The sequence below is a fragment of the Vibrio sp. 10N.261.51.A3 genome, assembly GCF_041471965.1.
Taxonomy (GTDB): domain Bacteria; phylum Pseudomonadota; class Gammaproteobacteria; order Enterobacterales; family Vibrionaceae; genus Vibrio; species Vibrio crassostreae_C.
In genome coordinates this window covers 103,883-125,808 of the sequence record NZ_JBFRPK010000004.1, presented here as the reverse complement: position 1 = coordinate 125,808, position 21,926 = coordinate 103,883, and the positions used below count along the sequence as shown (strand labels likewise).

The following is a 21,926-nucleotide window of genomic DNA, read 5'->3' as shown; positions in this document are numbered from 1 at the left end:
CACTCACAGGTAAATATCGATAGCCACACAAAAAGTAATAAATATTTATCGATAGTGAATATTCAAGCTCTTGGAGAATTGGTAGTACTTTGATGCCTCCCCAACAACTACAACATTGGTTTACCCAGCTAACTGCAAATAGTCCGTTCTTTTTTGCAGTACTTGATGCTCAACATAACTATTTTATGGTGAATGAGCGTTACTGCGATATTGCTGGTTTGAGTCAAACAGAGCTTGCAGGCATGAATGATCGCCAAACATTGGGCGAACAGTTCTACCAACATCTCAAGCCTTACTATGAGCGTGCATTCAGTGGCGAAACGATTGAGGCCGAAGTCACCCTCAACGAAACAGACCTCGATACCAGCCTTCATTTCAGCCTATCTCCGCTTACCAATGGCAACAAAACCGACTACATCGTCTTTCACGCCTTCGACACATCAGAAAACCAAGTACTTGTCCGTTCTTTAGAAGAATCCGAAGCCAAATTCCACAAACTATCTCAACTACTCCCTGACGGATTACTGCTCGTTGAAAGTGACTATATCTTGTCATCCAACCCAGCGGCAGCGCGCCTGCTTGGCTTTAACTCAACCACAGAGTTAATTGGCGAACAGCTGGGACGCCTATTTATCGATGAACAAACCAAAACAGTCTTCAATAATAACCTCAGCTCTATTATTTCTGAGTCTGGTTTGGTTTGCTTAACGGGTGCGCGATGCGGCTTTGAACGTAAGGTCCAGCTCAACATCGACTCCACCACCGTTCTTGGAAGCAACACTCAGCTGGTGCTTATTCAAGACGCACAAGAAACCGCAAAACAATACACACCAGCAAACAGTGAAGATGCCTACATAGATGCACTGACCAAGCTCTACAACCGAGTTGGGTTTACTAAGCGTCTTGAGCAGTTCATTCACAACGATACGCCGGTGGTGATGCTCTACTTAGACATTGATAACTTCAAGAATATCAATGACTCACTTGGTCATCACATCGGTGACAAGGTGATAAAAGAGGTCGCTTCGCGCCTTAAACGCTTACTGCCTCGTAAGGCCGTGATTGGGCATTTAGGCGGGGATGAGTTTGGTATTATCTTGCCAGAACCTGAACATCAGCGAACACCTGAAATGCTCGCTGAAAAGATCATATCCCTTATCAACCAACCCTTCGATCTTCACCACTTTAGCAAACGCTTAGCCTGCTCAATTGGTAGCGTGAATTTTCCTCAAGATGGGACTGATGCTCGTATCTTGCTGCAAAATGCAGACACAGCAATGTATGAAGCCAAAGATCGTGGTCGCAACCGCCTGATCAAGTTCAACGAACAGATGAACAAAGAAGCGCGCATGCGACTGTGGCTTGAGATAGAGCTACAAAAGGCGCTGCAACAAAATGGACTTGAGGTTTGGTATCAACCAAAAGTGAATGCCCGTGACTTCACCATCAACGGCGCTGAAGCTCTAGTACGTTGGAAGCACCCTGTCGAAGGTTATATCAGTCCTGCTGCGTTCATTCCTGTGGCAGAGCGAGCTGGACTTATTGAACAACTTGGCCGAGTGGTAATGCGTGAAGTGTTTGCTACGGTTAAGCGCTGGAAGATGCAAGGTATCCTTCCAGGTCGTGTCGCGATCAACCTATCTCCAGAACAGTTTGGTAACCCAAAGCTGATTGATTATATGGAAAAATTGCTGCGTTCGACCGAGCTTGATCCAAGTGCGATTACGTTTGAGCTAACGGAAAGCGCGGTAATGAGTGATAGTGAACACACACTTCAAATGCTTAACGCCATCAAGAAACTTGGCTTTGCTCTCTCCATTGATGATTTCGGTACAGGTTACTCTTCACTGTCTTACCTTGCTCGCTTCCCAATTGATGAGCTTAAAATAGACCGTGCTTTCATCTCTGATATCGATACCCTACCAAAGCAAATTACCGTAATTGAAAACATCATCAACCTAGGTAAATCTCTCGATTTGACCGTGGTTGCAGAAGGTGTCGAAACCAGTGAGCAAGCGACTCTGCTGTCTAACCTCAACTGTAGTTCGATTCAAGGCTTCCACTTCTATCGTCCGCAACCAAAACAAGATGTCGAAGAGTTGTTTGCTCAAAACCGCCGTCATAAGAACTGATTAGACGATTCCAATACGCACCTCATTCAAAACCAAAGCAACACACAAAACTACCACTCGTCAGTACCTCAAACGGAGTAAAAGCAGATTTATCCATCTAAACCTGCCTTACATCAATTCCGTCATTCACAATTCTTCATAAAATGCTCGCTTCAACTTAATTCTACTGGTAGTGAGCAAATGGAACTCTTATGCCCAGCGGGTAACTTACCTGCTTTGAAAACCGCTATTGATTGTGGTGCGGATGCTGTCTATATCGGATTCAAAGACGATACCAATGCCCGACACTTTGCAGGCCTAAACTTTGCGGGTAAAAAGCTCGATCGTGCTGTGCAGTATGTGCATGACCACAACAAGAAAATTCATGTTGCCCTAAATACGTTTGCTCACCCAAATGGCTTCGACCGTTGGACTAATGCCGTAGACAACGCCGCTGCTCTGGGTGTTGATGCGTTGATCATCGCAGACATCGCGGTGCTTGAGTACGCAGCAAATAAGTATCCAGATCTCGAACTGCACCTATCAGTGCAAGCATCTGCGACCAATGCGGCGGCTATCGACTTCTACCATAAAAACTTCAACGTTAAGCGTGTCGTACTACCGCGTGTGTTGTCGATTCATCAGGTCAAACAGCTTTCTCGTAACATCACTTCTGACGTTGACCTTGAAGTATTCGCTTTTGGTAGCTTGTGCATCATGGCAGAAGGCCGTTGCTACCTCTCTTCATACATGACAGGCGAATCACCAAATACCGTTGGTGCTTGTTCTCCCGCAAAATACGTTCGCTGGCAAGAAACAGAAACTGGCCTCGAGTCTCGCTTGAACGAAATCCTTATCGATAAGTATGAAGCAGGTGAGAACGCAGGTTACCCAACGCTGTGTAAAGGCCGCTTTGAAGCCGAGATCGATGGTGAACGTAAGCGCTATCACGCACTTGAAGAGCCAACCAGCCTCAACACGCTATCCATGTTGCCTGAGCTTTTCGCGGCAAACGTTGCCTCAGTGAAGATTGAAGGTCGCCAACGCAGCCCGGCTTATGTTGAACAAGTCACTCGCACGTGGCGCGCAGCTATCGATCGCTACTTAGCGAACCCAGAACAATACCAAGTGGAACAAGCTTGGAATGCGACACTGGCGAATGTATCGGAAGGTACACAAACCACGCTTGGCGCTTATCACCGTAAATGGCAATAGAGCCAAATGGAGAACTCAATGAAATACGCATTAGGCCCTCTACTTTATTTTTGGCCAAAACAAGACGTTGAAAGCTTCTATGAGCAAGCGAAATCAAGCTCAGCCGATATCATCTACCTAGGTGAAGCGGTGTGTTCAAAGCGTCGTGAGATGAAAGCGAAACACTGGATGGACATTGCTAAAGAGCTGTCGGCTTCAGGTAAGCAAGTCGTACTTTCCACCATGGCATTGCTAGAAGCACCAAGCGAAGTCAACATCATGAAGAAGTACATCGATAACGGTGACTTTGCGATCGAAGCCAATGATGTGTCTGCAATTCAACTGGCCAGCGAAAGCAAAGTACCTTTCGTGGTTGGCCCGGCAGTAAACACCTACAACGCACGCACCCTGAACCTATTCTTGAAACAAGGCATGACGCGTTGGTGTATGCCGGTTGAGCTTTCTCGCGAATGGCTAAGCAACGTAATGACCCAGTGCGAAGAGCTAAATATTCGTAACAAGTTCGAAGTTGAAGTGTTTAGCCACGGCTACCTGCCGCTTGCTTACTCAGCACGCTGCTTTACCGCTCGCGCTGAAAACAAAGCTAAAGACGATTGCGAAACCTGCTGTATCAAGTACCCAACAGGGCTACAAGTAGAAAGCCAAGAAGGCCAATCAGTCTTCAACCTTAACGGTATTCAGACGCAATCAGGCTACTGCTACAACCTAGTCAATGATTTACCGAACATGCACGACCTGGTTGATGTGGTTCGTTTAAGCCCTCTCGGTATCGATACCTTCTCTGAAATCAATAACTTCAGATCGAACGAGCAAGGTCAAAAACCGATGAAGATTGAAAGCCGCCAATGTAATGGTTACTGGCATCAGCTTGCAGGTTTAGACGTTAAGAACATCTAGTTCCTCGCATTGGACTAACCAGCAACAGATACAAAAAAGGTCTAGCGTTCGCTAGACCTTTTTAATGCGACTTAAGAAACACGGCCTATGCCGTCGCTGTTTCCATCGGTGAGGCATCGAGCTTCTTTAAGTCTTTGTAGAGCATTACCATCACCACCACACTTAGTGCGATGTTAGACAGTGGGTACGCAATCCAGATCCCCGGCACACCATACAACTTAGGCATAATGTACAAGAACGGTAGTTGGATAAGCATATTACCTATAGTCACAAACATCGCCTTGCTGCCCTTGTTCACCGCTTGATAGTAAGCAGCTGCGACTACCAAGAAGCCATCCAGCGCCAGTGCAAACATGTGAAGGCGAATACCCAACACGGTGTACTCAACCAACTGAGGTTCGTCTGAGTTAAATACTGATACAAACTCACGTGGGAACGCATTGAGAAGCAGCACGAACGCCACACCAATCAATACCGAACTCATCATCGCAATCTTAAGTAGCTTGCGGATGTTTGCTTGGTTACGCGCACCATGGTTGTAGCTCACCAATGGTTGCATGCCGTTGGCGATACCTTCAGCCGTGAGATAATAAACCGTCACGATGTAGCCCAAAATCGCGTAAGCACCGATCATCAACTGGTCGCCATATTGAGAGAACAACGCATTGTGCAACGCCACCATCATCGAACCATAAGCGTACATAAAGAAGCTTGATGTACCAATGGCGAAGATTTGTGGAATCACATCCAGCTTCAATCTCAACTCATTCCAACGTAAACGTAGGTTTGCTCGACGCGAGAAGAAGTAAGCCAAGCCGAGAGCCGTTACTACAAACTGGGCAATCGCTGTTGCTAATGCTGCACCCATCAACTCCCAGCCATAGAGAGCGATAAACAGGTAATCGAGCACGATATTAATCACCGCACCAACGATCATCAGTATCGTCGCTAAGTTCGGACTGTCATCGTTACGCAGTAGAAACGGCATCGCGATCGAACCTAGCGTGAAGACACTAGCACCAATCAGAATGTGTAAGTACTGCAGACCAAGTTCATACACTCGCCCTTCAGCGCCCTGCCAAAGCAAGAAGTTATCAGCAAACAAGAACAGCAATGCAGAGACAATAGGCGTTATCGCTAACAACAAGGTTAAGCCCGTTGCTAAGATCTGCTTAGCGCCTTGAGTATCTTTTTCACCTTGGCGAATCGAGACAAGCGCACCTGTGCCCACACCCACCAACATACCAATACCAAGAATCGAACCAATCACAGGCCACGCAACATTGATACCTGCAAGTCCATCAGCCCCCACATAGCGGCCAATGAAGATGCCATCCACCACTTGGTACAGGCCATTAACCAACATGGCCGCCACGGTAGGGATTGTGTATCGCCAAAATTGACGACTAATTGAGTTACTCATTTCTTACTCTACTTTCATTTGTGAGTCGCATATCAACAAGATATGACTCGAAAAATTAGTTAACAAGGCTAACTAAATATCTAAATTATTTACTTTAAAGCTTTATTTAATAATAGGTTTAACTGCTGAGATTCTTGCTCAGACAAACGGCTTTCCAGTATCTGTGCCATGACCTGATAGATCTTACTTTCTTCTTCCAAGCCGACTTCCGCTTTGCTGGTCAGTACGACCAACTTAGACCTCGCATCTTCGAGCGAAGCTTTACGCTCAACGAGACCTTTTCTCTCTAACCTTTGAACCATAGTAGTTGCTGAAGGCTTGGTTACTTGCATTTCAATCGCCAGATCTGTCAATCGGATCGGTTCAGGAGAGGCTTGAATGACCTTCAAATAGTCATATTCATTGAAGCTCAATTGGCAAATAGGATCTTCATTTACCTGAGTGCGCCATATCTTAGAGGCGAAGCGCTCAATCTTTTCTAAATTCTGGTTCAGCATACTCACCTAATCAAAGAATAGCATTTAGTTAGCAAGGCTAACTATTTTAGTGTTGTTTAAATAAAAAGCAATCAAAACGAGATGAAGATCATAAAAAAGGAGCATAAAAAAACCGCTGACAGACAGCGGCTTTTCGGAATCAAAATGTGTTGCTTACTTAGCGTTGGCTTCTTCTTCGGCCTCAGCCAGCTTAACTTGCGCTAAGTGCTCAGCTTTAAGTGTGGTGAAGATACGGCTTAACTCTAAGAAAGAGTAACGATGTTCTACGTATTCATACACGTTAAAAGAAACCGCTAACTTGTACAAAGAGATAGCATTCGCGTAATCACCATTCATATGGTAACGCTTAGCAAGGTAGAAGTACGTCTCTGTTAGACGCTGCGCAAGTAACGTGTTGTCACGAGTACCGGTTAAGATCGCCTTGAAAGCCTGCTCTTCAGTAATGTCATCAAGCATAATCGCGACTAATACCCAACCCCACTGCTCATCACGGCTCTCGTAACGTTTTTGCAAATCAAGCTTAGCCTGCTCTGGCGTCAGCTCATGCTGAATGATGTACAACCACAGAGCGCGAAACGGATCGCTAGGATCGTCGGCATAGTGCTTCATCATCTCTTCATTGGCTAAGTCGTAACGCTCGCCATAGTAAAGCGCGATAGAGCGGTTCCTTTCTGCGTAAGAGTTTGCAGGATCAAGCTCTAACGTAGAATCAAAAGATTCATAAGCCGCATCAAACTCCCCTACCTGCGTAAAGTAAACACCCAAAAGATTGAAGATATCAGGTTGAGCAGGGTTCAATGAAAGAGATTGGTTGAAGTCGAGACGCGCGAGATCACGCAGGCCAACACTGTCGTAGTAGTTACCACGTTCAAACAGCATCTTAGCTCGAACTTCATCGTTCAAATCTGGGCGCTGTAATAACTGACTAAGACGTGCAATTTGAACTTCTTGCTGAACGCTTGGTTGCAGTGGCACAGCCATCGGTGGATAAACCCAACTTGAGGTGTTATCTGATGTTGTCGCACAACCTGTTAGTACAAGCAGTAAACACATACTCGCGGTTTGAAACCATTTCACAAATAATTACTCCTGTTATGACCGCAATAAAAAAGGGGAGCGATATGCTCCCCTTTATAACATGCTTTGTTGACGATAGGTTAGAAATCACTAAAAAGCGATATCACCATCGACACACTGAGAATTACTCAGCAGCAGGTGCTTCGCCTTCAGCTGGCGTTTCAACTGCTTCTTTCATACTTAGACGTACACGGCCTTGACGGTCAATTTCAAGAACCTTAACAGGAACTTCTTGACCTTCAGTTAGGTAGTCAGACACTTTCTCAACGCGCTTGTCAGCGATTTGAGAGATGTGTACTAGACCATCTTTACCTGGAAGGATAGTAACGAATGCACCGAAGTCAGCTAGACGAGCAACTTTACCTTGGTAAATGCGGCCAACTTCAACTTCAGCTGTGATCTCTTCGATACGACGGATAGCTTCTTTAGCAGCTGCGCCTTCAGTAGCAGCAATCTTGATTGTGCCATCGTCTTCGATTTCGATTGTAGTACCAGTTTCTTCACAAAGAGCACGGATAACTGCGCCGCCTTTACCGATAACATCTTTGATCTTATCAGAGCTGATTTTCATTGTGTGGATACGTGGAGCGAATTCAGAGATATCTTCACGAGCACCAGAGATAGCTTCATCCATTACAGAAAGGATGTGCTTACGTGCACCTTGCGCTTGGTTAAGTGCAATTTGCATGATCTCTTTAGTGATACCTTCGATCTTGATGTCCATTTGAAGTGCAGTGATACCAGCGTTAGTACCTGCTACTTTAAAGTCCATGTCACCTAGGTGATCTTCGTCGCCAAGGATGTCAGAAAGAACAACGAAATCGTCGCCTTCTTTAACAAGACCCATTGCGATACCCGCAACAGAAGCTTTGATTGGAACACCAGCATCCATAAGAGCTAGAGATGTACCACATACAGAAGCCATTGAAGAAGAACCGTTAGATTCTGTGATTTCCGATACAACACGAACTGTGTATGGGAATTCTTCAACAGAAGGCATTACTGCTTGGATACCACGTTTAGCAAGCTTACCGTGACCAATTTCACGACGCTTAGGAGAACCAACGAAACCAGTTTCACCTACACAGTATGGAGGGAAGTTGTAGTGTAGAAGGAAGTTGTCTTTCTTCTCACCCATCAGGCTGTCGATGATTTGAGCATCACGTTGTGTGCCAAGCGTTGCAGTAACAAGTGCTTGAGTTTCACCACGAGTGAATAGAGAAGAACCGTGTGTACGTGGAAGAACACCAGTACGTACGTCTAGCGCACGAACCATGTCTTTTTCACGGCCATCGATACGTGGGTTGCCAGCGATGATGCGGCTACGTACTACGTTTTTCTCTAGAGAACCAAGCATGCCGCGGATTTCGCGCTCATCTAGGTTTTCGTCTTGTGCAATTAGAGCTTCAACAACGTCGTTCTTGATTACGCCAACTTGCTCGTAACGAGCCATTTTCTCAGTGATCTGGTACGCGTCAGATAGACGAGTTTCAGCAAGTTCAGCAACTTGAGCTTTAAGCTCAGTGTTAACTGCTGGTGCTTCCCAGTTCCAAGATGGAGTTGCAACTTCAGCAGCAAACTCGTTGATTGCTTTGATTACAACTTGTTGTTGGTCGTGACCGTAAACAACAGCTGAAAGCATTTCTTCTTCAGATAGGTTATCTGCTTCAGATTCAACCATAAGTACTGCGCCTTCTGTACCAGACACAACTAGGTCTAGTTTAGAGTTTTCAAGCTCAGTATTTGATGGGTTAAGAACAAGTTCGCCGTCGATGTGACCAACACGTGCAGCACCGATAGGACCATTGAATGGAGCACCAGAGATAGCAAGCGCAGCAGATGTTGCGATCATAGTGATCATGTCTGGGTTTACGTCAGGGTTGATAGAAACAACCGTAGCGATAACTTGAACTTCGTTTTTAAACGCACTTGGGAAAAGTGGACGAATTGGACGGTCAATCAGACGAGCTGTTAGTGTTTCGCCTTCAGATGGACGACCTTCACGCTTGAAGAAACCACCAGGGATTTTACCCGCAGCGTATGTACGCTCTTGGTAGTTTACTGTTAGTGGGAAGAAGTCTTGACCTGCAACTGCTTCTTTCTTAGCAACAACAGAAACGAATACTGAAGTATCGTCCATAGTCGCCATTACAGCAGCAGTAGCTTGACGTGCAATTACGCCCGTTTCTAGAGTAACGGTGTGGTTACCGTACTGGAACGATTTTACAACTGGTTTTTCAAACATTGTATATCCTTAGCTCTAAAGTCAGACTTTAGATTAAGTGAATAATGACTCAAGACATTACCAATCGCGACTAGTGAAAAGGGACTTAGGATGGTGACTCTTTGTATGTGTTCATACGCCGAATTAAGACCAAATCCGCCTTTGAATAGTCGCGACCTATTGGCCGACATCTGTGACTGTAATCTCTTGAGAGGTTGATTGCCAAACGCTGAAAACGCTATAGGCGGGCGTAGTATAAACTATTTTTATTAGGAGATATATTTCCTATCAGAAAAAGCCAGATGATATTCTGAGCATCCAGCCTAGCATTTTCTTACAGGCACAAAAAAAGGAGCATAAATGCTCCTTTTCTTCAAACTGTCTTTGCAGACATCGCTATTAGCGACGTAGGCCTAGACGCTTGATTAGGTCTTGGTAACGAGCAAGGTTTTTGCCTTTCAAGTAATCAAGAAGCTTACGACGGCTAGAAACCATACGTAGTAGACCACGACGGCTGTGGTGATCGTGTTTGTGCGCTTTGAAGTGACCTTGTAGGTGGTTGATAGAAGCAGTAAGTAGTGCTACTTGTACTTCTGGTGAACCTGTGTCGCCTTCAGATTGTGCGTATTCTGCAACGATTGCTGCTTTAGTTTCTGCATTCAGAGACATAATTCTCTCCTGATAAGAGTAAGTTTATATTTGTAGCAGCCAATCTCTGATTCAGCCGCTACGCGAGCCGAGGATTATAGGGAAGTTTGTCAGTTGGTGCAATAACAATCGAACCCATTAAAAACAAAAAAAGCGAACCACCTAAATTAGGCGTTCGCTTTCTGTATTATTTACTCGCATTTCAAGGCAAACCGCTAAGATCTGACTCGATATAAGCGCTAAGCTTGTGGCTCTTCATCTCTGAAAACAACCAAACGCTTCGGTGCAACTCGGCCATCTTCAGCAATCTGAGCTACGCCGACAAACAGCTTCTCTTCGCCACTTGTCATACGAACCGTGCCTTCAGTTGGCGCACCAGCAACCTGAACTGGCATACCGTGCTGAACTAGGTCAGTCAGTTCCGCGTTCAGGTTTACTTCTGGTAAGTCTTCAACGGCAGTGTCCATTGGCATCAGCAGTGGATCAAGCAGCTCTTTCGGTGCAATTTCTTGCGCCTGTGCTTGCTCTAGGATCTCGTTTAACTGCTCCAAAGTCACCATACGCTCGTATGGGTACTTTGCGACACCTGTACGACGAAGCATGGTCACGTGAGCACCACAACCTAGCATTTCACCAAGGTCGTCGGTAATTGTGCGGATGTATGTGCCTTTCGAACAATGCACTTCCATTTCAACTTCATCACCTTCAAAGCGAAGCAGTTCAATAGAGTACACAGTGATCTTACGAGACTCACGAGGAACCTCGATACCTGCACGTGCGTATTCGTACAAAGGCTTACCTTGATACTTCAATGCCGAAAACATTGATGGTATCTGATCGGTTTCACCCTTGAAGCTCGCAATGCAACGTTCAAGCTGTTCTTGAGTCACGTTAACATCACGTGTCTCTACCACTTCACCATCAGAGTCAGAGGTATTGGTACGCTCACCAAGCTTAGCGATAACAACGTAGCGCTTATCAGAATCTAGAAGAAACTGAGAGAACTTCGTCGCTTCACCAAGACAAATTGGCAGCATGCCAGTCGCAAGAGGATCCAGAGCACCGGTGTGCCCTGCCTTCTCTGCAAAGTAAATACGCTTTACTTTTTGCAGTGCATCATTAGACGAAATACCAGTCGGCTTATCTAATAGAATTACCCCGTTGATAGGGCGACCTTTACGACGGCGAGCCATTACTCTTCGCCCTTAGACTGAGTTTCGTCAGTGCGGCCAGCTTCTTCTTGCTTACGCTTGTCGTCGTTCAGAACTTCACTTACTAGGTTAGACATACGCATGCCTTCTACTAGTGTGTTGTCGTAAGTAAAACGAACTTCAGGCGTTAGACGGTGGCGAATACGCTTACCAAGAGCCATACGAACTGGCACTTCATGCTCTTTAAGAGCTTTAAGGCATGATTCCGGTGTTTGCTCACCAACACATAGGAAAGTCACGAACACTTTTGCGTAAGCAAGGTCACGAGACACTTCTACGTCTGAGATAGTTACCATACCAATACGTGAGTCACGAACTTCACGTTGTAGGATAAGAGCAAGCTCTTTTTGAAGCTGCTGAGACACACGTTGTGTGCGGCTAAATTCTTTTGACATTTTCTTTTCTCACTTAGAAAGATGGGGGGCTTGGTAATTACCAGCCCCCCATGGTGTATTCAACAACCGATTACTTATTACCTTTACTAGTAATGTTAGTAACCTTAGTCAATATGTCGAGTCGTACAGACTGATTAGTCTAGAGTACGTTTAACCTCAACGATTTCGAATACTTCGATCTGGTCACCAACGCGAACGTCGTTGTAGTTCTTAACGCCGACACCACACTCGTAACCGTTCTTAACTTCTTGTACGTCATCTTTAAAGCGACGAAGTGACTCTAGTTCACCTTCGTAGATAACAACGTTTTCACGAAGTACGCGGATTGGGTTGCTACGCTTAATCGTACCTTCAGTCACGATACAACCAGCGATTGCACCAAGTTTAGGCGACTTAAATACGTCACGAACTTGTGCAAGACCAATGATCTCTTGACGGAATTCAGGAGCAAGCATACCGCCCATCGCCTGTTTAACTTCGTCAATCAGTTGGTAAATGATTGAGTAGTAACGTAGATCTAGGTTTTCGTTCTGAACCGTGTTACGCGCAGTTGCGTCAGCACGAACGTTGAAACCAAGGATGATAGCGTTAGAAGCTGCAGCAAGCGTTGCATCAGTTTCAGTAATACCACCAACACCAGAACCTACGATGTTCACTTTCACTTCGTCAGTTGACAGTTTCAGTAGAGAGTCAGCAATCGCTTCTACAGAACCTTGAACGTCAGCTTTAAGTACCACGTTAAGCTCAGCAACTTCGCCAGCCGTCATGTTCGCGAACATGTTCTCTAGTTTCGCTTTTTGTTGGCGAGCTAGTTTAACATCACGGAATTTACCTTGACGGTAGTTCGCAACTTCACGTGCTTTACGCTCATCACGTACAACAGTCGCTTCATCGCCTGACGAAGGAACACCAGAAAGACCTAGAATTTCTACAGGAATAGATGGACCTGCAGTTTCGATGTCTTTACCGTTTTCATCACGCATTGCACGAACACGGCCGTACTCTTGACCACAAAGAACGATATCGCCTTTGTTTAGAGTACCAGACTGTACTAGTACTGTTGCAACTGGACCGCGACCTTTATCAAGGCGAGATTCAACAACAACACCAGACGCCATACCTTCTTTAACCGCTGTAAGTTCAAGAACTTCAGACTGAAGAAGGATTGCTTCTAGAAGACCATCGATGTTTGTACCCTGTTTTGCAGAGATGTGAACGAAGATGTTCTCACCTCCCCATTCTTCAGGGATAACGTCGTATTGAGCTAGCTCATTCTTAACGTTGTCTGGGTTTGCACCCTCTTTATCGATCTTGTTCACAGCAACAATCAGAGGAACGCCTGCCGCTTTCGCGTGCTGGATTGCTTCGATTGTTTGTGGCATTACGCCATCGTCTGCTGCAACTACAAGTACAACGATATCTGTCGCTTGAGCACCACGAGCACGCATAGCGGTAAACGCCGCGTGTCCAGGAGTATCAAGGAAAGTGATCATGCCGTTGTCAGTATCTACGTGGTAAGCACCAATGTGCTGCGTGATACCGCCAGCTTCCCCAGAAGCAACGTGTGCTTTACGAATGTAGTCAAGTGTTGAAGTTTTACCGTGGTCAACGTGACCCATGATAGTAACAACAGGAGCACGACCTTCAGCGATAGCATCGCTATCACGGTCAGCTAGTACTGCTTCTTCAAGTTCGTTTTCTTTACGTAGGATTACCTTGTGACCCATTTCTTCAGCAACAAGTTGTGCTGTTTCTTGGTCGATCACTTGGTTGATAGTCGCCATAGCGCCCATCTTCATCATTACTTTGATAACTTCAGTTGCTTTAACTGACATTTTGCTAGCCAGTTCAGAAACAACGATAGTTTCGCCGATAGCAACGTCAGATTTAGCAACAGTTGCTGACTTATCGAAGCCTTGCTGCATTGAAGTTGGTTTAGCAAGCTTACCTTTACCGCCACGACCACGTTGGTTACGACCACCACGGTTGTTTGCAGGTTGGTTAGCAGGAGCTGCTTTCTTCTTGCGACGACGAGGTGCTTTCTCATCTTTCTTATCTGCCGCATCTTCAGCTTCACGAGCGTAAGTAGAAGTAGTCACATGGTAATCCGCAGATTTCTCTTGCTCTTTCTTCTTCTTCTCTTCTTCAGACCAACGTTCTTGGTTCTCTTCTGCTAACTTACGAGCTTCTTCAACAAGCTTAGCTGCTTCAGCTTCTGCTTTACGAGTTGCTTCTAGCTCTTGACGAGCTTTAAGTTCATCCGCTTCTTTTTTCGCTTGTGCGTTAGCGTCTGCATTTTTTGAATTCATGTCTTTTTTAGCCTTTTCAGCTTGTGCGCGTTGAGCCTTCTCTTCAGCTTCACGTTTTGCATCCGCTTCACGTGTTACTTTTTCTTCAGCTTCGCGCTGTGCTTTCTCTGCAGCATCACGTTTCGCTTGCTCTTCAGCATCGCGTTGTGCTTTCTCTTCCGCTTCACGATTAGCTACTTCCTCAGCTTCACGTTTCGCTTCATCTTCAATAGTGCTGCGCTTCACGTAAGTACGCTTTTTACGTACCTCTACTTGAACATCCTTACTCTTACCGCCTCCAGCGGCAACACTTAGCGTGCTGCGGGTCTTGCGTTGAAGAGTTAAACGAGTCGGTTCTGTTTCGCCTGAAGTATCGCCGTGCTCCTTTTTAAGGTGCGTTAGCAATGTTTGCTTCTCTGAATCAGTCACTTGATCCGACCCTGCTTTCTTCATGCCTGCATCAGCAAGTTGTTCAATTAAGCGGTCAACTGGCGTACCAATCTCTTCACTCAGTGCTTTAACTGTTAATTGTGTCATACCGCTTTCTCTCCTTGCTGAATTATTCTTCGTCGCCGAACCAACAGATGTTACGCGCAGCCATAATTAGCTCGCCTGCACGTTCTGCAGTTAGGTCTTCGATGCCTTCTAGTTCATCAACGCCTTGGTCAGCTAGGTCTTCCAATGTCGCAACGCCTTTTGCTGCTAGCTTGTAAGCCATTTCACGCTCAAGACCTTCAAGTGCAAGTAAGTCTTCAGCAGGCTCAACACCGTCGAAAGTTTCTTCTTTCGCTAGCGCTAGAGTAGTCAGTGCGTCTTTTGCGCGGTTACGTAGTTCTTCAACGATACCTTCGTCTAGACCGTCTACTTCAAGAAGCTCGTTCACAGGAACGTATGCTACTTCTTCAAGCGTAGAGAAGCCTTCTTCAACAAGCATTTGAGCAAAGTCTTCTTCAATGTCTAGGTGCTTCATGAAGTTTTCAATAGAAGCAACTGCTTCTTCTTGGTGCTTCTTCTCAAGATCAGCAACAGTCATTACGTTCAGTTCCCAACCAGTAAGTTGAGACGCTAGACGTACGTTTTGACCGCTACGGCCAATCGCTTGTGCTAGGTTATCCGCTTCAACAGCGATATCCATAGAGTGTGCGTCTTCATCAACGATGATTGAAGCAACATCAGCAGGAGCCATTGCGTTGATTACGAATTGAGCCGGGTTATCATCCCAAAGAACGATATCGATACGTTCACCACCAAGATCGTTAGAAACAGCTTGTACACGTGCGCCACGCATACCAACACACGCACCAACTGGGTCAATACGTTTGTCGTTTGTTTTCACAGCGATTTTAGCACGAGAACCAGCGTCACGTGCAGCACCTTTAAGTTCAATTAGCTCTTCACCAATCTCAGGCACTTCAACACGGAATAGTTCAGCTAGCATTTCTGGCTTCGAACGAGTAACGAAAAGCTGGAAACCACGAGCTTCTGGTTTAACTGCGTAAAGAAGACCACGAACACGGTCACCTGGACGGAAGTTTTCACGAGGAAGTTGGTCATCACGAAGGATTACCGCTTCAGCGTTGTTACCTAGGTCTAGAATAATAGTGTCACGGTTAACTTTCTTAACTGCGCCAGTTACTAGCTCGCCTTCGTTATCGATGAACTGCTCAACGATTTGAGCGCGTTCAGCTTCACGTACTTTCTGTACGATAACTTGCTTAGCCGTTTGAGTCGTAATACGGTCAAACGTTACTGATTCGATATCATCTTCAATGAAACCGCCAAGTTCGATCTCTGGGTCATCGTACTTTGCAGCTTCAATAGAGATTTCTTTTGTTGGGAATTCAACTTCCTCAACAGCTTCCCAACGACGGAAAGTTTCGAAATCACCCGTTTTACGGTCAATTTCAACACGAACTTCAATTTCTAGTTCGCTTTTCTTTTTTGTTGCCGTTGCAAGCGCGATTTCAAGCGCTTCAAAAATACGCTCACGAGGAACTGCTTTCTCATTTGAAACAGCTTCTACTACCGCCAAAATTTCTTTGTTCATTAATCTAGCCTCTTAAGCTCTTCTCTCTAGGAGAACTAAAATTTAGGGATCAGGTTAGCTTTCGCAATATTGCTCAGGACGAATTCTTCTTCTTGTCCTTCAACCAATACTTTCACTGTCTCGCCTTCGATAGATTGGATATCACCTTTCCATTTACGACGGTTGCCGACAGCCATTTTCAAAACGATGCTTACCTCGTGACCAATAAATTGTTGGTAATGCTCTGCTTTGAACAGTGGTCTCTCTAAACCTGGTGAAGACACTTCAAGGTTATAAGCCACTGAAATTGGATCTTCAACGTCCATTACGGCACTTACTTGGTGGCTAACTTCAGCGCAATCATCTACATTGATACCGTTTGGTGAATCGATGTAAATACGTAGCGTTGAGTGCTCACCAGCACGAATAAATTCTAATCCAACTAACTCATAACCTGATGCTGCTACTGGAGCGTCAAGCATTTCAGTAAGTTGTCTTTCTAAACCAGTCATTTAACCACTCCAGAAACAAAAAAAGGGCTCAAAGCCCAATTTAAATTCCAAGCAAACATTATCTAAATACATTTACAAATGCTTAGATAACAAAAAACCCCGTATAAGCCGGGGTTTTTGTTGCTGGACCCTTATATGTTAAGTGCCATCACATTCGATATCGCACCTAACTCACAGTGAGGTTCACACTGTGCAAACTTGCTACCAATACAAGCTATATAATAGCATTGAAATGTGGTTGCGGGAGCCGGATTTGAACCGACGACCTTCGGGTTATGAGCCCGACGAGCTACCAAACTGCTCCATCCCGCGTCCGACTTGCGAGCATTATACGCCCAACAAGATGTTTTACAAGTTTGTAAACATGGTGCCGAGAGAGGGACTCGAACCCTCACACCCTAAGGCACTAGCACCTCATGCTAGCGTGTCTACCAATTTCACCATCTCGGCATCAAATCTTTACAGATTATTGTGGAATTTCGTCGCCTTGCGCCGGAACTTCACTCACTGCATCATCAGCTTGTTGAATCACCTGACCTTGGGTCGGGTCAATCCATTGTGACTCAGTTTTATGTGTAGACATATTACCAAGCACTAAGCTAAGGATAAAAAATGTAGTTGCAAAAATTGCAGTCATTCGGGTAAGGAAATTTCCTGAGCCACCAGCACCAAACACAGTGTTTGAAGCGCCAGCACCGAAAGAGGCTCCCATATCTGCGCCTTTACCTTGTTGAATCAACACTAGGCCAATTACACCAAGCGCTGCCAACAGGTAAATCACAAGTAGAACTGTAAACATTTTTCCACCTATGTTCCTAATTGTTGAGCCAGCGCCGTTCAAAAAACTATTTTTAAGAACAAGGCTAGCGACCTCCTAACTGAAGGCCGAGCAATACTAGCGAATGCGACGATGGCTGACAAGGAGAATTTGCTAAAAAATAAGCCTTTACCAAGTGAGTGGTCAAAAAAAGGTCAAAAGCGACACAAAACTCATTTACGTCTCTCTTGACCGTTATATCTTTTGACCGTGAGATAACTCAATCACTTCTAATCACAGGCGCTATTCGTTACGCCGGCTAAGTAAAAGGTTAAATTAGCAGTTTGCTTTTACTGCATCTGCAATCTTAAGCGCTGATGCTTGAACAAGCTCTGCATCTTCGCCTTCAACCATGACACGCAGTAGTGGCTCGGTACCAGACTTGCGTAATAGCACACGACCTTTCTCGCCAAGCTCAGCTTCTACTTCAACAACCGCTGTTTTTACCGCTTCGGCTTCTAGTGGGTTTGAATCTCCGCTGAAACGAACGTTTTCTAGAACTTGAGGGTACAACGTCATGCCCTGAGACAACTCATTCAGTGTCATTTCGCTATCAACAACTGAAGCCAAAACTTGCAGAGCAGCAACGATAGCATCACCCGTCGTCACTTTATCTAGTAGGATAACGTGCCCCGAGTTTTCAGCGCCGATCTTCCAGCCTTTAGCAAGAAGCTGTTCCATTACGTAACGGTCACCAACAGCAGCACGTACAAACGGAATACCTAACTGCTTAAGGCCGTTTTCCATACCCAGGTTGGTCATTAGTGTACCAACAACGCCGCCTTTCAACTCACCACGACGCAGTGCATCACGAGCAATAATGTAAGCGATTTGGTCGCCATCAACTTTGTTGCCTAGCTCGTCAACCATGATGATACGGTCACCATCACCATCAAAGCCAAGACCTAATGCCGCTTTTTCTTCAAGCACTTTTGCTTGCAGAGCACGTACATCCGTCGCACCGACTTCGTGGTTGATGTTAGTACCGTTTGGCTCAACACCAATCGCAACGACCTCAGCACCCAGTTCTTTAAATACAGCAGGCGCAATGTGGTAAGTCGCACCATGTGCACAATCGATAACGATCTTCATGCCAGCTAATGTCATTTTATGTGGGAACGTACTTTTACAGAACTCGATGTAACGGCCAGCCGCATCGTTCAAACGTACGGCTTTACCTAGCTCTGAAGAATCAACACATTCGATGTCTTTATCCAACTCTGCTTCAATTGCCAACTCGATATCGTCCGGCAGTTTTGTTCCCTCAGAAGAGAAGAACTTGATACCGTTATCGTAGTATGGGTTGTGTGATGCAGAGATAACAATACCGGCTTCAGCGCGGAAGGTTTGAGTTAGGTAAGCCACAGCAGGTGTTGGCATTGGGCCAGTAAACGTAGCCTGAAGACCAGCAGCAGCAAGGCCAGCTTCTAGCGCTGACTCAAGCATGTAACCAGAGATACGAGTATCTTTACCAATGATGACTTTCTTTGTGCCTTGCTTCGCAAGAACACGACCCGCAGCCCAGCCAAGCTTCAGAACAAAATCAGGTGTAATCGGGTACTGGCCTACTTTGCCACGCACACCATCTGTGCCGAAATAACGTCTTTTATCAGACATAGTGATTTTCCTTAATTATATTTAGTGATTGTTGTTCATCACTTCGATTATTTTCATCGCTTCCAGTGTCTCCTCGACATCATGAACGCGAATAATTTGTGCGCCTTTCATCGCGGCAATCGTCGCGCAAGTGACGCTTGCGACCATGCAGTCGGCCGGAACCTTGTCTAGCAATTTAAAGATCATCGATTTTCTCGACATCCCCGCTAAAACAGGTAAGCCTAACGAATGAAACTTTTCAAGGTGCGCTAATAGGTGGTAATTATGCTCAATGGTTTTACCAAAACCAAAACCAGGATCCAGAATCAGCTGATCTTTTGATATACCAACAGCCTCACAAGCCTCCACCCTTTCTTTTAAGAACGCTTCAACATCCATTAGGACATCATCGTAATTAGGGTTAGCTTGCATGGTTCTTGGCTGACCTTTCATGTGCATCAGGCAAACGGGCACATTAGCATCGGCGGCCGCTTCTAAAGCTCCGGGCTCTTGCAGTGCGCGCACATCATTGATCAAATCAGCCCCCGCTTCAACGGCTTGGCGCATCACTTCAGCTTTACTGGTATCAATGGAGATCCACACATCAAACTTAGCGCGAATTGCTTTAATGGCAGGAATAACGCGAGCGAGCTCTTCTTCTAAAGGAACGTCAGGCGCTCCCGGGCGAGTTGATTCACCACCAATGTCAATAATGCTAACACCAGCTTGAATCATTCGCTCTGCTTGCAGTAAAGCATTATCTAATGAATTGAATTTTCCGCCATCAGAGAAAGAGTCAGGCGTAACATTGAGGATACCCATCACATGTGGGCGGTCTAAAACGAGCGTTTTATTATGTGCTTTTAATATCATGGAAGGTGGGTCTTAAAGGTAAAAACATCTAGGGCTAGAAACAGAAAAACCCTGAGCGTACTCAGGGTTTTAATTTATAACTTAGCGATTAAGAATCTTTGTTTTGAGCATCATCTGTTTCAGATTTAACTTCTTCAACTTTCGACTCTTCAGCTTTTGGTTCCGCTTTAGCTTCTTCTGCCTTAGCTTCAGGTTTTGCTTCTTCCTTTGTAGGTTCAGCTTTTACCTGATCACCCCAACCAGCTGGATCACGAATCTCTTGCTTACGCTCCATCAAGTCATCAATTTGACCTGCATCGATCGTTTCGAACTTCATTAGAGCGTCTTTCATCGAATGCATGATATCCATGTTATCTTCAAGAATCTTCTTAGCTCTATCGTAGTTACGGTCGATAAGGATACGAATCTCTTCATCGATAAGCTTAGTCGTGTCATCAGAAACGTGCTTAGCTTGGCTCATGCCGCGACCTAGGAAAACTTCACCTTCTTCTTCTGCGTAAAGAAGAGGACCCAATTTCTCAGAGAAGCCCCACTGCGTAACCATCTTACGAGCAATATCAGTTGCACGTTCGATATCGTTAGACGCACCAGTTGACACTTTGTCTTTACCGTAAATCAGTTCTTCAGCAAGACGACCACCGTACAGGCTAGAAATCATAGACTCTAGATGTTGGCGAGACATGCTCACACGATCTTGCTCTGGCAAATACATGGTTACACCAAGCGCACGACCACGTGGAATGATTGACACCTTGTACACTGGATCGTGTTCAGGTACCAAACGACCAACAATTGCGTGACCCGCTTCGTGGTAAGCCGTTGACTCTTTCACTTCTTCAGACATAACCATTGAACGGCGCTCTGCACCCATCATAATTTTGTCTTTCGCAAGTTCAAACTCAACCATAGATACATTGCGCTTGTTACCACGAGCAGCAAATAGCGCCGCTTCGTTCACAAGGTTCGCAAGATCTGCACCAGAGAAGCCTGGAGTACCACGAGCGATCAGCGACGGTTCAACATCACCTGATAGTGGCACTTTACGCATGTGTACTTTAAGAATCTGTTCACGACCACGTACATCCGGTAGACCAACCACAACTTGACGGTCAAAACGACCAGGACGAAGTAATGCAGGGTCTAGTACGTCTGGACGGTTAGTCGCAGCGATAACGATAATACCTTCGTTACCTTCGAAACCATCCATCTCAACCAACATTTGGTTCAGTGTTTGTTCACGTTCATCGTGACCACCACCAACACCAGCGCCACGTTGACGACCTACAGCATCAATTTCATCGATAAAGATGATACAAGGTGCCGCTTTCTTCGCTTGTTCGAACATGTCACGCACACGAGATGCACCAACACCAACAAACATTTCAACGAAGTCAGAACCAGAGATAGTAAAGAACGGTACTTTCGCTTCACCGGCAATCGCTTTTGCAAGCAATGTTTTACCCGTACCAGGAGGACCAACCAACAGGATACCTGTCGGGATCTTACCACCTAGCTTTTGGAAGCGGCTTGGGTCACGAAGGTAGTCCACAAGCTCTTTCACGTCTTCTTTTGCTTCGTCACAACCAGCAACATCAGCAAACATGGTTTTGATTTGTTCTTCGCTCATCATTCGAGCTTTACTCTTACCGAAAGACATCGCGCCTTTACCGCCGCCGCCGCCTTGCATTTGACGCATGAAGAAAATCCATACACCAATCAGTAAGATCATTGGGAACCATGAGATGAAGATAGTGCCAAGCAGGCTCTGCTCTTCAGGTGGTGTACCCTGAACTTTTACGTTTTGATTAATTAAGTCATCAAGTAGCTTTTGATCATAAACAGGCATGTAAGTTACATACTTAGAACCACCACCACGACGTGTGAAAGTGATTTCGCTGTTATTGAACTGTGCGTCTTGAATCTGGCCTTGGCCAACTTCCTGTACAAACGTGGTGTAATCTACTGCTCTGCCGTTACTTTCCCCAGGGCCGAAGCTCTGGAATACCGACATCAACACTACCGCGATAACAAGCCACAGAATTAAATTTTTTGCCATGTCACTCAAGGTGTAAGCCTCTCGATAACTAATTGTAATTAAAGGTAGGGTACTACAGTT

At 45.5% G+C, this 21,926-nt stretch carries 17 protein-coding genes and 2 tRNA genes; 3 read left to right on the top strand and 16 right to left on the bottom strand.

Annotated elements, in window-relative coordinates; all coding sequences use genetic code 11:
- Positions 1-92: 92 nt before the first annotated feature.
- From AB4371_RS01530 to AB4371_RS01515, 3 genes are all read left to right on the top strand, one after another.
- Complete coding sequence (locus tag AB4371_RS01530; protein WP_372148714.1) at positions 93-2,132, top strand: EAL domain-containing protein; 2,040 nt, start codon at positions 93-95, stop codon at positions 2,130-2,132.
- 180 nt (positions 2,133-2,312) lie between these two features.
- On the top strand, positions 2,313-3,326 hold the full coding sequence (locus AB4371_RS01520) for a peptidase U32 family protein (protein WP_017068227.1): 1,014 nt from the start codon (positions 2,313-2,315) through the stop codon (positions 3,324-3,326).
- An 18-nt stretch (positions 3,327-3,344) separates the two neighbouring features.
- Positions 3,345-4,223 carry a U32 family peptidase gene (locus AB4371_RS01515; protein WP_372148711.1) on the top strand — a complete coding sequence of 293 codons (879 nt, stop codon included), beginning with the start codon at positions 3,345-3,347 and terminating at the stop codon, positions 4,221-4,223.
- An 85-nt stretch (positions 4,224-4,308) separates the two neighbouring features.
- On the opposite strand, the gene AB4371_RS01510 is transcribed toward AB4371_RS01515, so the two are convergent.
- The 16 genes from AB4371_RS01510 to ftsH form a co-directional block, all read right to left on the bottom strand.
- A complete protein-coding gene (locus tag AB4371_RS01510) occupies positions 4,309-5,646 on the bottom strand; it encodes an MATE family efflux transporter (protein WP_017065966.1) in 1,338 nt (445 codons plus the stop codon).
- Positions 5,647-5,735: 89 nt separating this feature from the next.
- A complete protein-coding gene (locus AB4371_RS01505) occupies positions 5,736-6,143 on the bottom strand; it encodes a MarR family winged helix-turn-helix transcriptional regulator (protein WP_017056675.1) in 408 nt (135 codons plus the stop codon).
- A 153-nt stretch (positions 6,144-6,296) separates the two neighbouring features.
- The gene (gene nlpI / locus AB4371_RS01500) at positions 6,297-7,220 is read right to left on the bottom strand and encodes a lipoprotein NlpI (protein WP_017059235.1); all 924 of its coding nucleotides are present in this window, start codon (positions 7,218-7,220) and stop codon (positions 6,297-6,299) included.
- 124 nt (positions 7,221-7,344) lie between these two features.
- A complete protein-coding gene (gene pnp, locus AB4371_RS01495; RefSeq protein WP_017059234.1) occupies positions 7,345-9,465 on the bottom strand; it encodes a polyribonucleotide nucleotidyltransferase in 2,121 nt (706 codons plus the stop codon).
- Positions 9,466-9,843: 378 nt separating this feature from the next.
- Entirely contained in the window at positions 9,844-10,113 is a 270-nt protein-coding gene (rpsO, locus tag AB4371_RS01490; protein WP_010436144.1) for a 30S ribosomal protein S15, read from the bottom strand.
- A gap of 218 nt (positions 10,114-10,331) precedes the next feature.
- Positions 10,332-11,285 (bottom strand): tRNA pseudouridine(55) synthase TruB, encoded by a 954-nt coding sequence (gene truB / locus AB4371_RS01485; protein WP_017059233.1) that lies wholly within the window; start codon positions 11,283-11,285, stop codon positions 10,332-10,334.
- Positions 11,285-11,698: a 30S ribosome-binding factor RbfA gene (rbfA, locus tag AB4371_RS01480; protein ID WP_017065964.1), complete on the bottom strand. Its 414-nt coding sequence runs from the start codon at positions 11,696-11,698 to the stop codon at positions 11,285-11,287. Before rbfA ends, truB begins: the two co-directional genes overlap by 1 nt.
- Before the next feature lie 134 nt (positions 11,699-11,832).
- Positions 11,833-14,523, bottom strand: a complete 2,691-nt coding sequence (infB, locus tag AB4371_RS01475) for a translation initiation factor IF-2 (protein WP_017059231.1) — start codon at positions 14,521-14,523, stop codon at positions 11,833-11,835.
- Positions 14,524-14,545: 22 nt separating this feature from the next.
- Positions 14,546-16,033, bottom strand: coding sequence for a transcription termination factor NusA (gene nusA, locus AB4371_RS01470; RefSeq protein WP_017059230.1), 1,488 nt, complete (start codon positions 16,031-16,033; stop codon positions 14,546-14,548).
- A gap of 35 nt (positions 16,034-16,068) precedes the next feature.
- Positions 16,069-16,524 carry a ribosome maturation factor RimP gene (gene rimP / locus AB4371_RS01465; RefSeq protein WP_004738265.1) on the bottom strand — a complete coding sequence of 152 codons (456 nt, stop codon included), beginning with the start codon at positions 16,522-16,524 and terminating at the stop codon, positions 16,069-16,071.
- A 235-nt stretch (positions 16,525-16,759) separates the two neighbouring features.
- Positions 16,760-16,836 (bottom strand) — tRNA-Met (locus tag AB4371_RS01460).
- 53 nt (positions 16,837-16,889) lie between these two features.
- Positions 16,890-16,974: transfer RNA gene (locus AB4371_RS01455), tRNA-Leu, on the bottom strand.
- Positions 16,975-16,990: 16 nt separating this feature from the next.
- A complete protein-coding gene (gene secG / locus AB4371_RS01450) occupies positions 16,991-17,323 on the bottom strand; it encodes a preprotein translocase subunit SecG (protein ID WP_017059392.1) in 333 nt (110 codons plus the stop codon).
- A gap of 294 nt (positions 17,324-17,617) precedes the next feature.
- Positions 17,618-18,958, bottom strand: a complete 1,341-nt coding sequence (gene glmM, locus AB4371_RS01445; RefSeq protein ID WP_102393176.1) for a phosphoglucosamine mutase — start codon at positions 18,956-18,958, stop codon at positions 17,618-17,620.
- Between the two features lie 21 nt (positions 18,959-18,979).
- Complete coding sequence (folP, locus tag AB4371_RS01440; RefSeq protein WP_102393175.1) at positions 18,980-19,810, bottom strand: dihydropteroate synthase; 831 nt, start codon at positions 19,808-19,810, stop codon at positions 18,980-18,982.
- Positions 19,811-19,898: 88 nt separating this feature from the next.
- On the bottom strand, positions 19,899-21,866 hold the full coding sequence (gene ftsH / locus AB4371_RS01435) for an ATP-dependent zinc metalloprotease FtsH (RefSeq protein ID WP_017068905.1): 1,968 nt from the start codon (positions 21,864-21,866) through the stop codon (positions 19,899-19,901).
- Positions 21,867-21,926: the final 60 nt, after the last annotated feature.

Bases quoted from the DNA above. Each gene is read 5' to 3' on its own strand.
- AB4371_RS01530 (WP_372148714.1), top strand. From the start codon at position 93: ATGCCTCCCCAACAACTACAACATTGGTTTACCCAGCTAACTGCAAAT.
- AB4371_RS01520 (WP_017068227.1), top strand. From the start codon at position 2,313: ATGGAACTCTTATGCCCAGCGGGTAACTTACCTGCTTTGAAAACCGCT.
- AB4371_RS01515 (WP_372148711.1), top strand. From the start codon at position 3,345: ATGAAATACGCATTAGGCCCTCTACTTTATTTTTGGCCAAAACAAGAC.
- AB4371_RS01510 (WP_017065966.1), bottom strand. From the start codon at position 5,646: ATGAGTAACTCAATTAGTCGTCAATTTTGGCGATACACAATCCCTACC.
- AB4371_RS01505 (WP_017056675.1), bottom strand. From the start codon at position 6,143: ATGCTGAACCAGAATTTAGAAAAGATTGAGCGCTTCGCCTCTAAGATA.
- pnp (WP_017059234.1), bottom strand. From the start codon at position 9,465: ATGTTTGAAAAACCAGTTGTAAAATCGTTCCAGTACGGTAACCACACC.
- rpsO (WP_010436144.1), bottom strand. From the start codon at position 10,113: ATGTCTCTGAATGCAGAAACTAAAGCAGCAATCGTTGCAGAATACGCA.
- truB (WP_017059233.1), bottom strand. From the start codon at position 11,285: ATGGCTCGCCGTCGTAAAGGTCGCCCTATCAACGGGGTAATTCTATTA.
- rbfA (WP_017065964.1), bottom strand. From the start codon at position 11,698: ATGTCAAAAGAATTTAGCCGCACACAACGTGTGTCTCAGCAGCTTCAA.
- infB (WP_017059231.1), bottom strand. From the start codon at position 14,523: ATGACACAATTAACAGTTAAAGCACTGAGTGAAGAGATTGGTACGCCA.
- nusA (WP_017059230.1), bottom strand. From the start codon at position 16,033: ATGAACAAAGAAATTTTGGCGGTAGTAGAAGCTGTTTCAAATGAGAAA.
- rimP (WP_004738265.1), bottom strand. From the start codon at position 16,524: ATGACTGGTTTAGAAAGACAACTTACTGAAATGCTTGACGCTCCAGTA.
- secG (WP_017059392.1), bottom strand. From the start codon at position 17,323: ATGTTTACAGTTCTACTTGTGATTTACCTGTTGGCAGCGCTTGGTGTA.
- glmM (WP_102393176.1), bottom strand. From the start codon at position 18,958: ATGTCTGATAAAAGACGTTATTTCGGCACAGATGGTGTGCGTGGCAAA.
- folP (WP_102393175.1), bottom strand. From the start codon at position 19,810: ATGATATTAAAAGCACATAATAAAACGCTCGTTTTAGACCGCCCACAT.
- ftsH (WP_017068905.1), bottom strand. From the start codon at position 21,866: ATGGCAAAAAATTTAATTCTGTGGCTTGTTATCGCGGTAGTGTTGATG.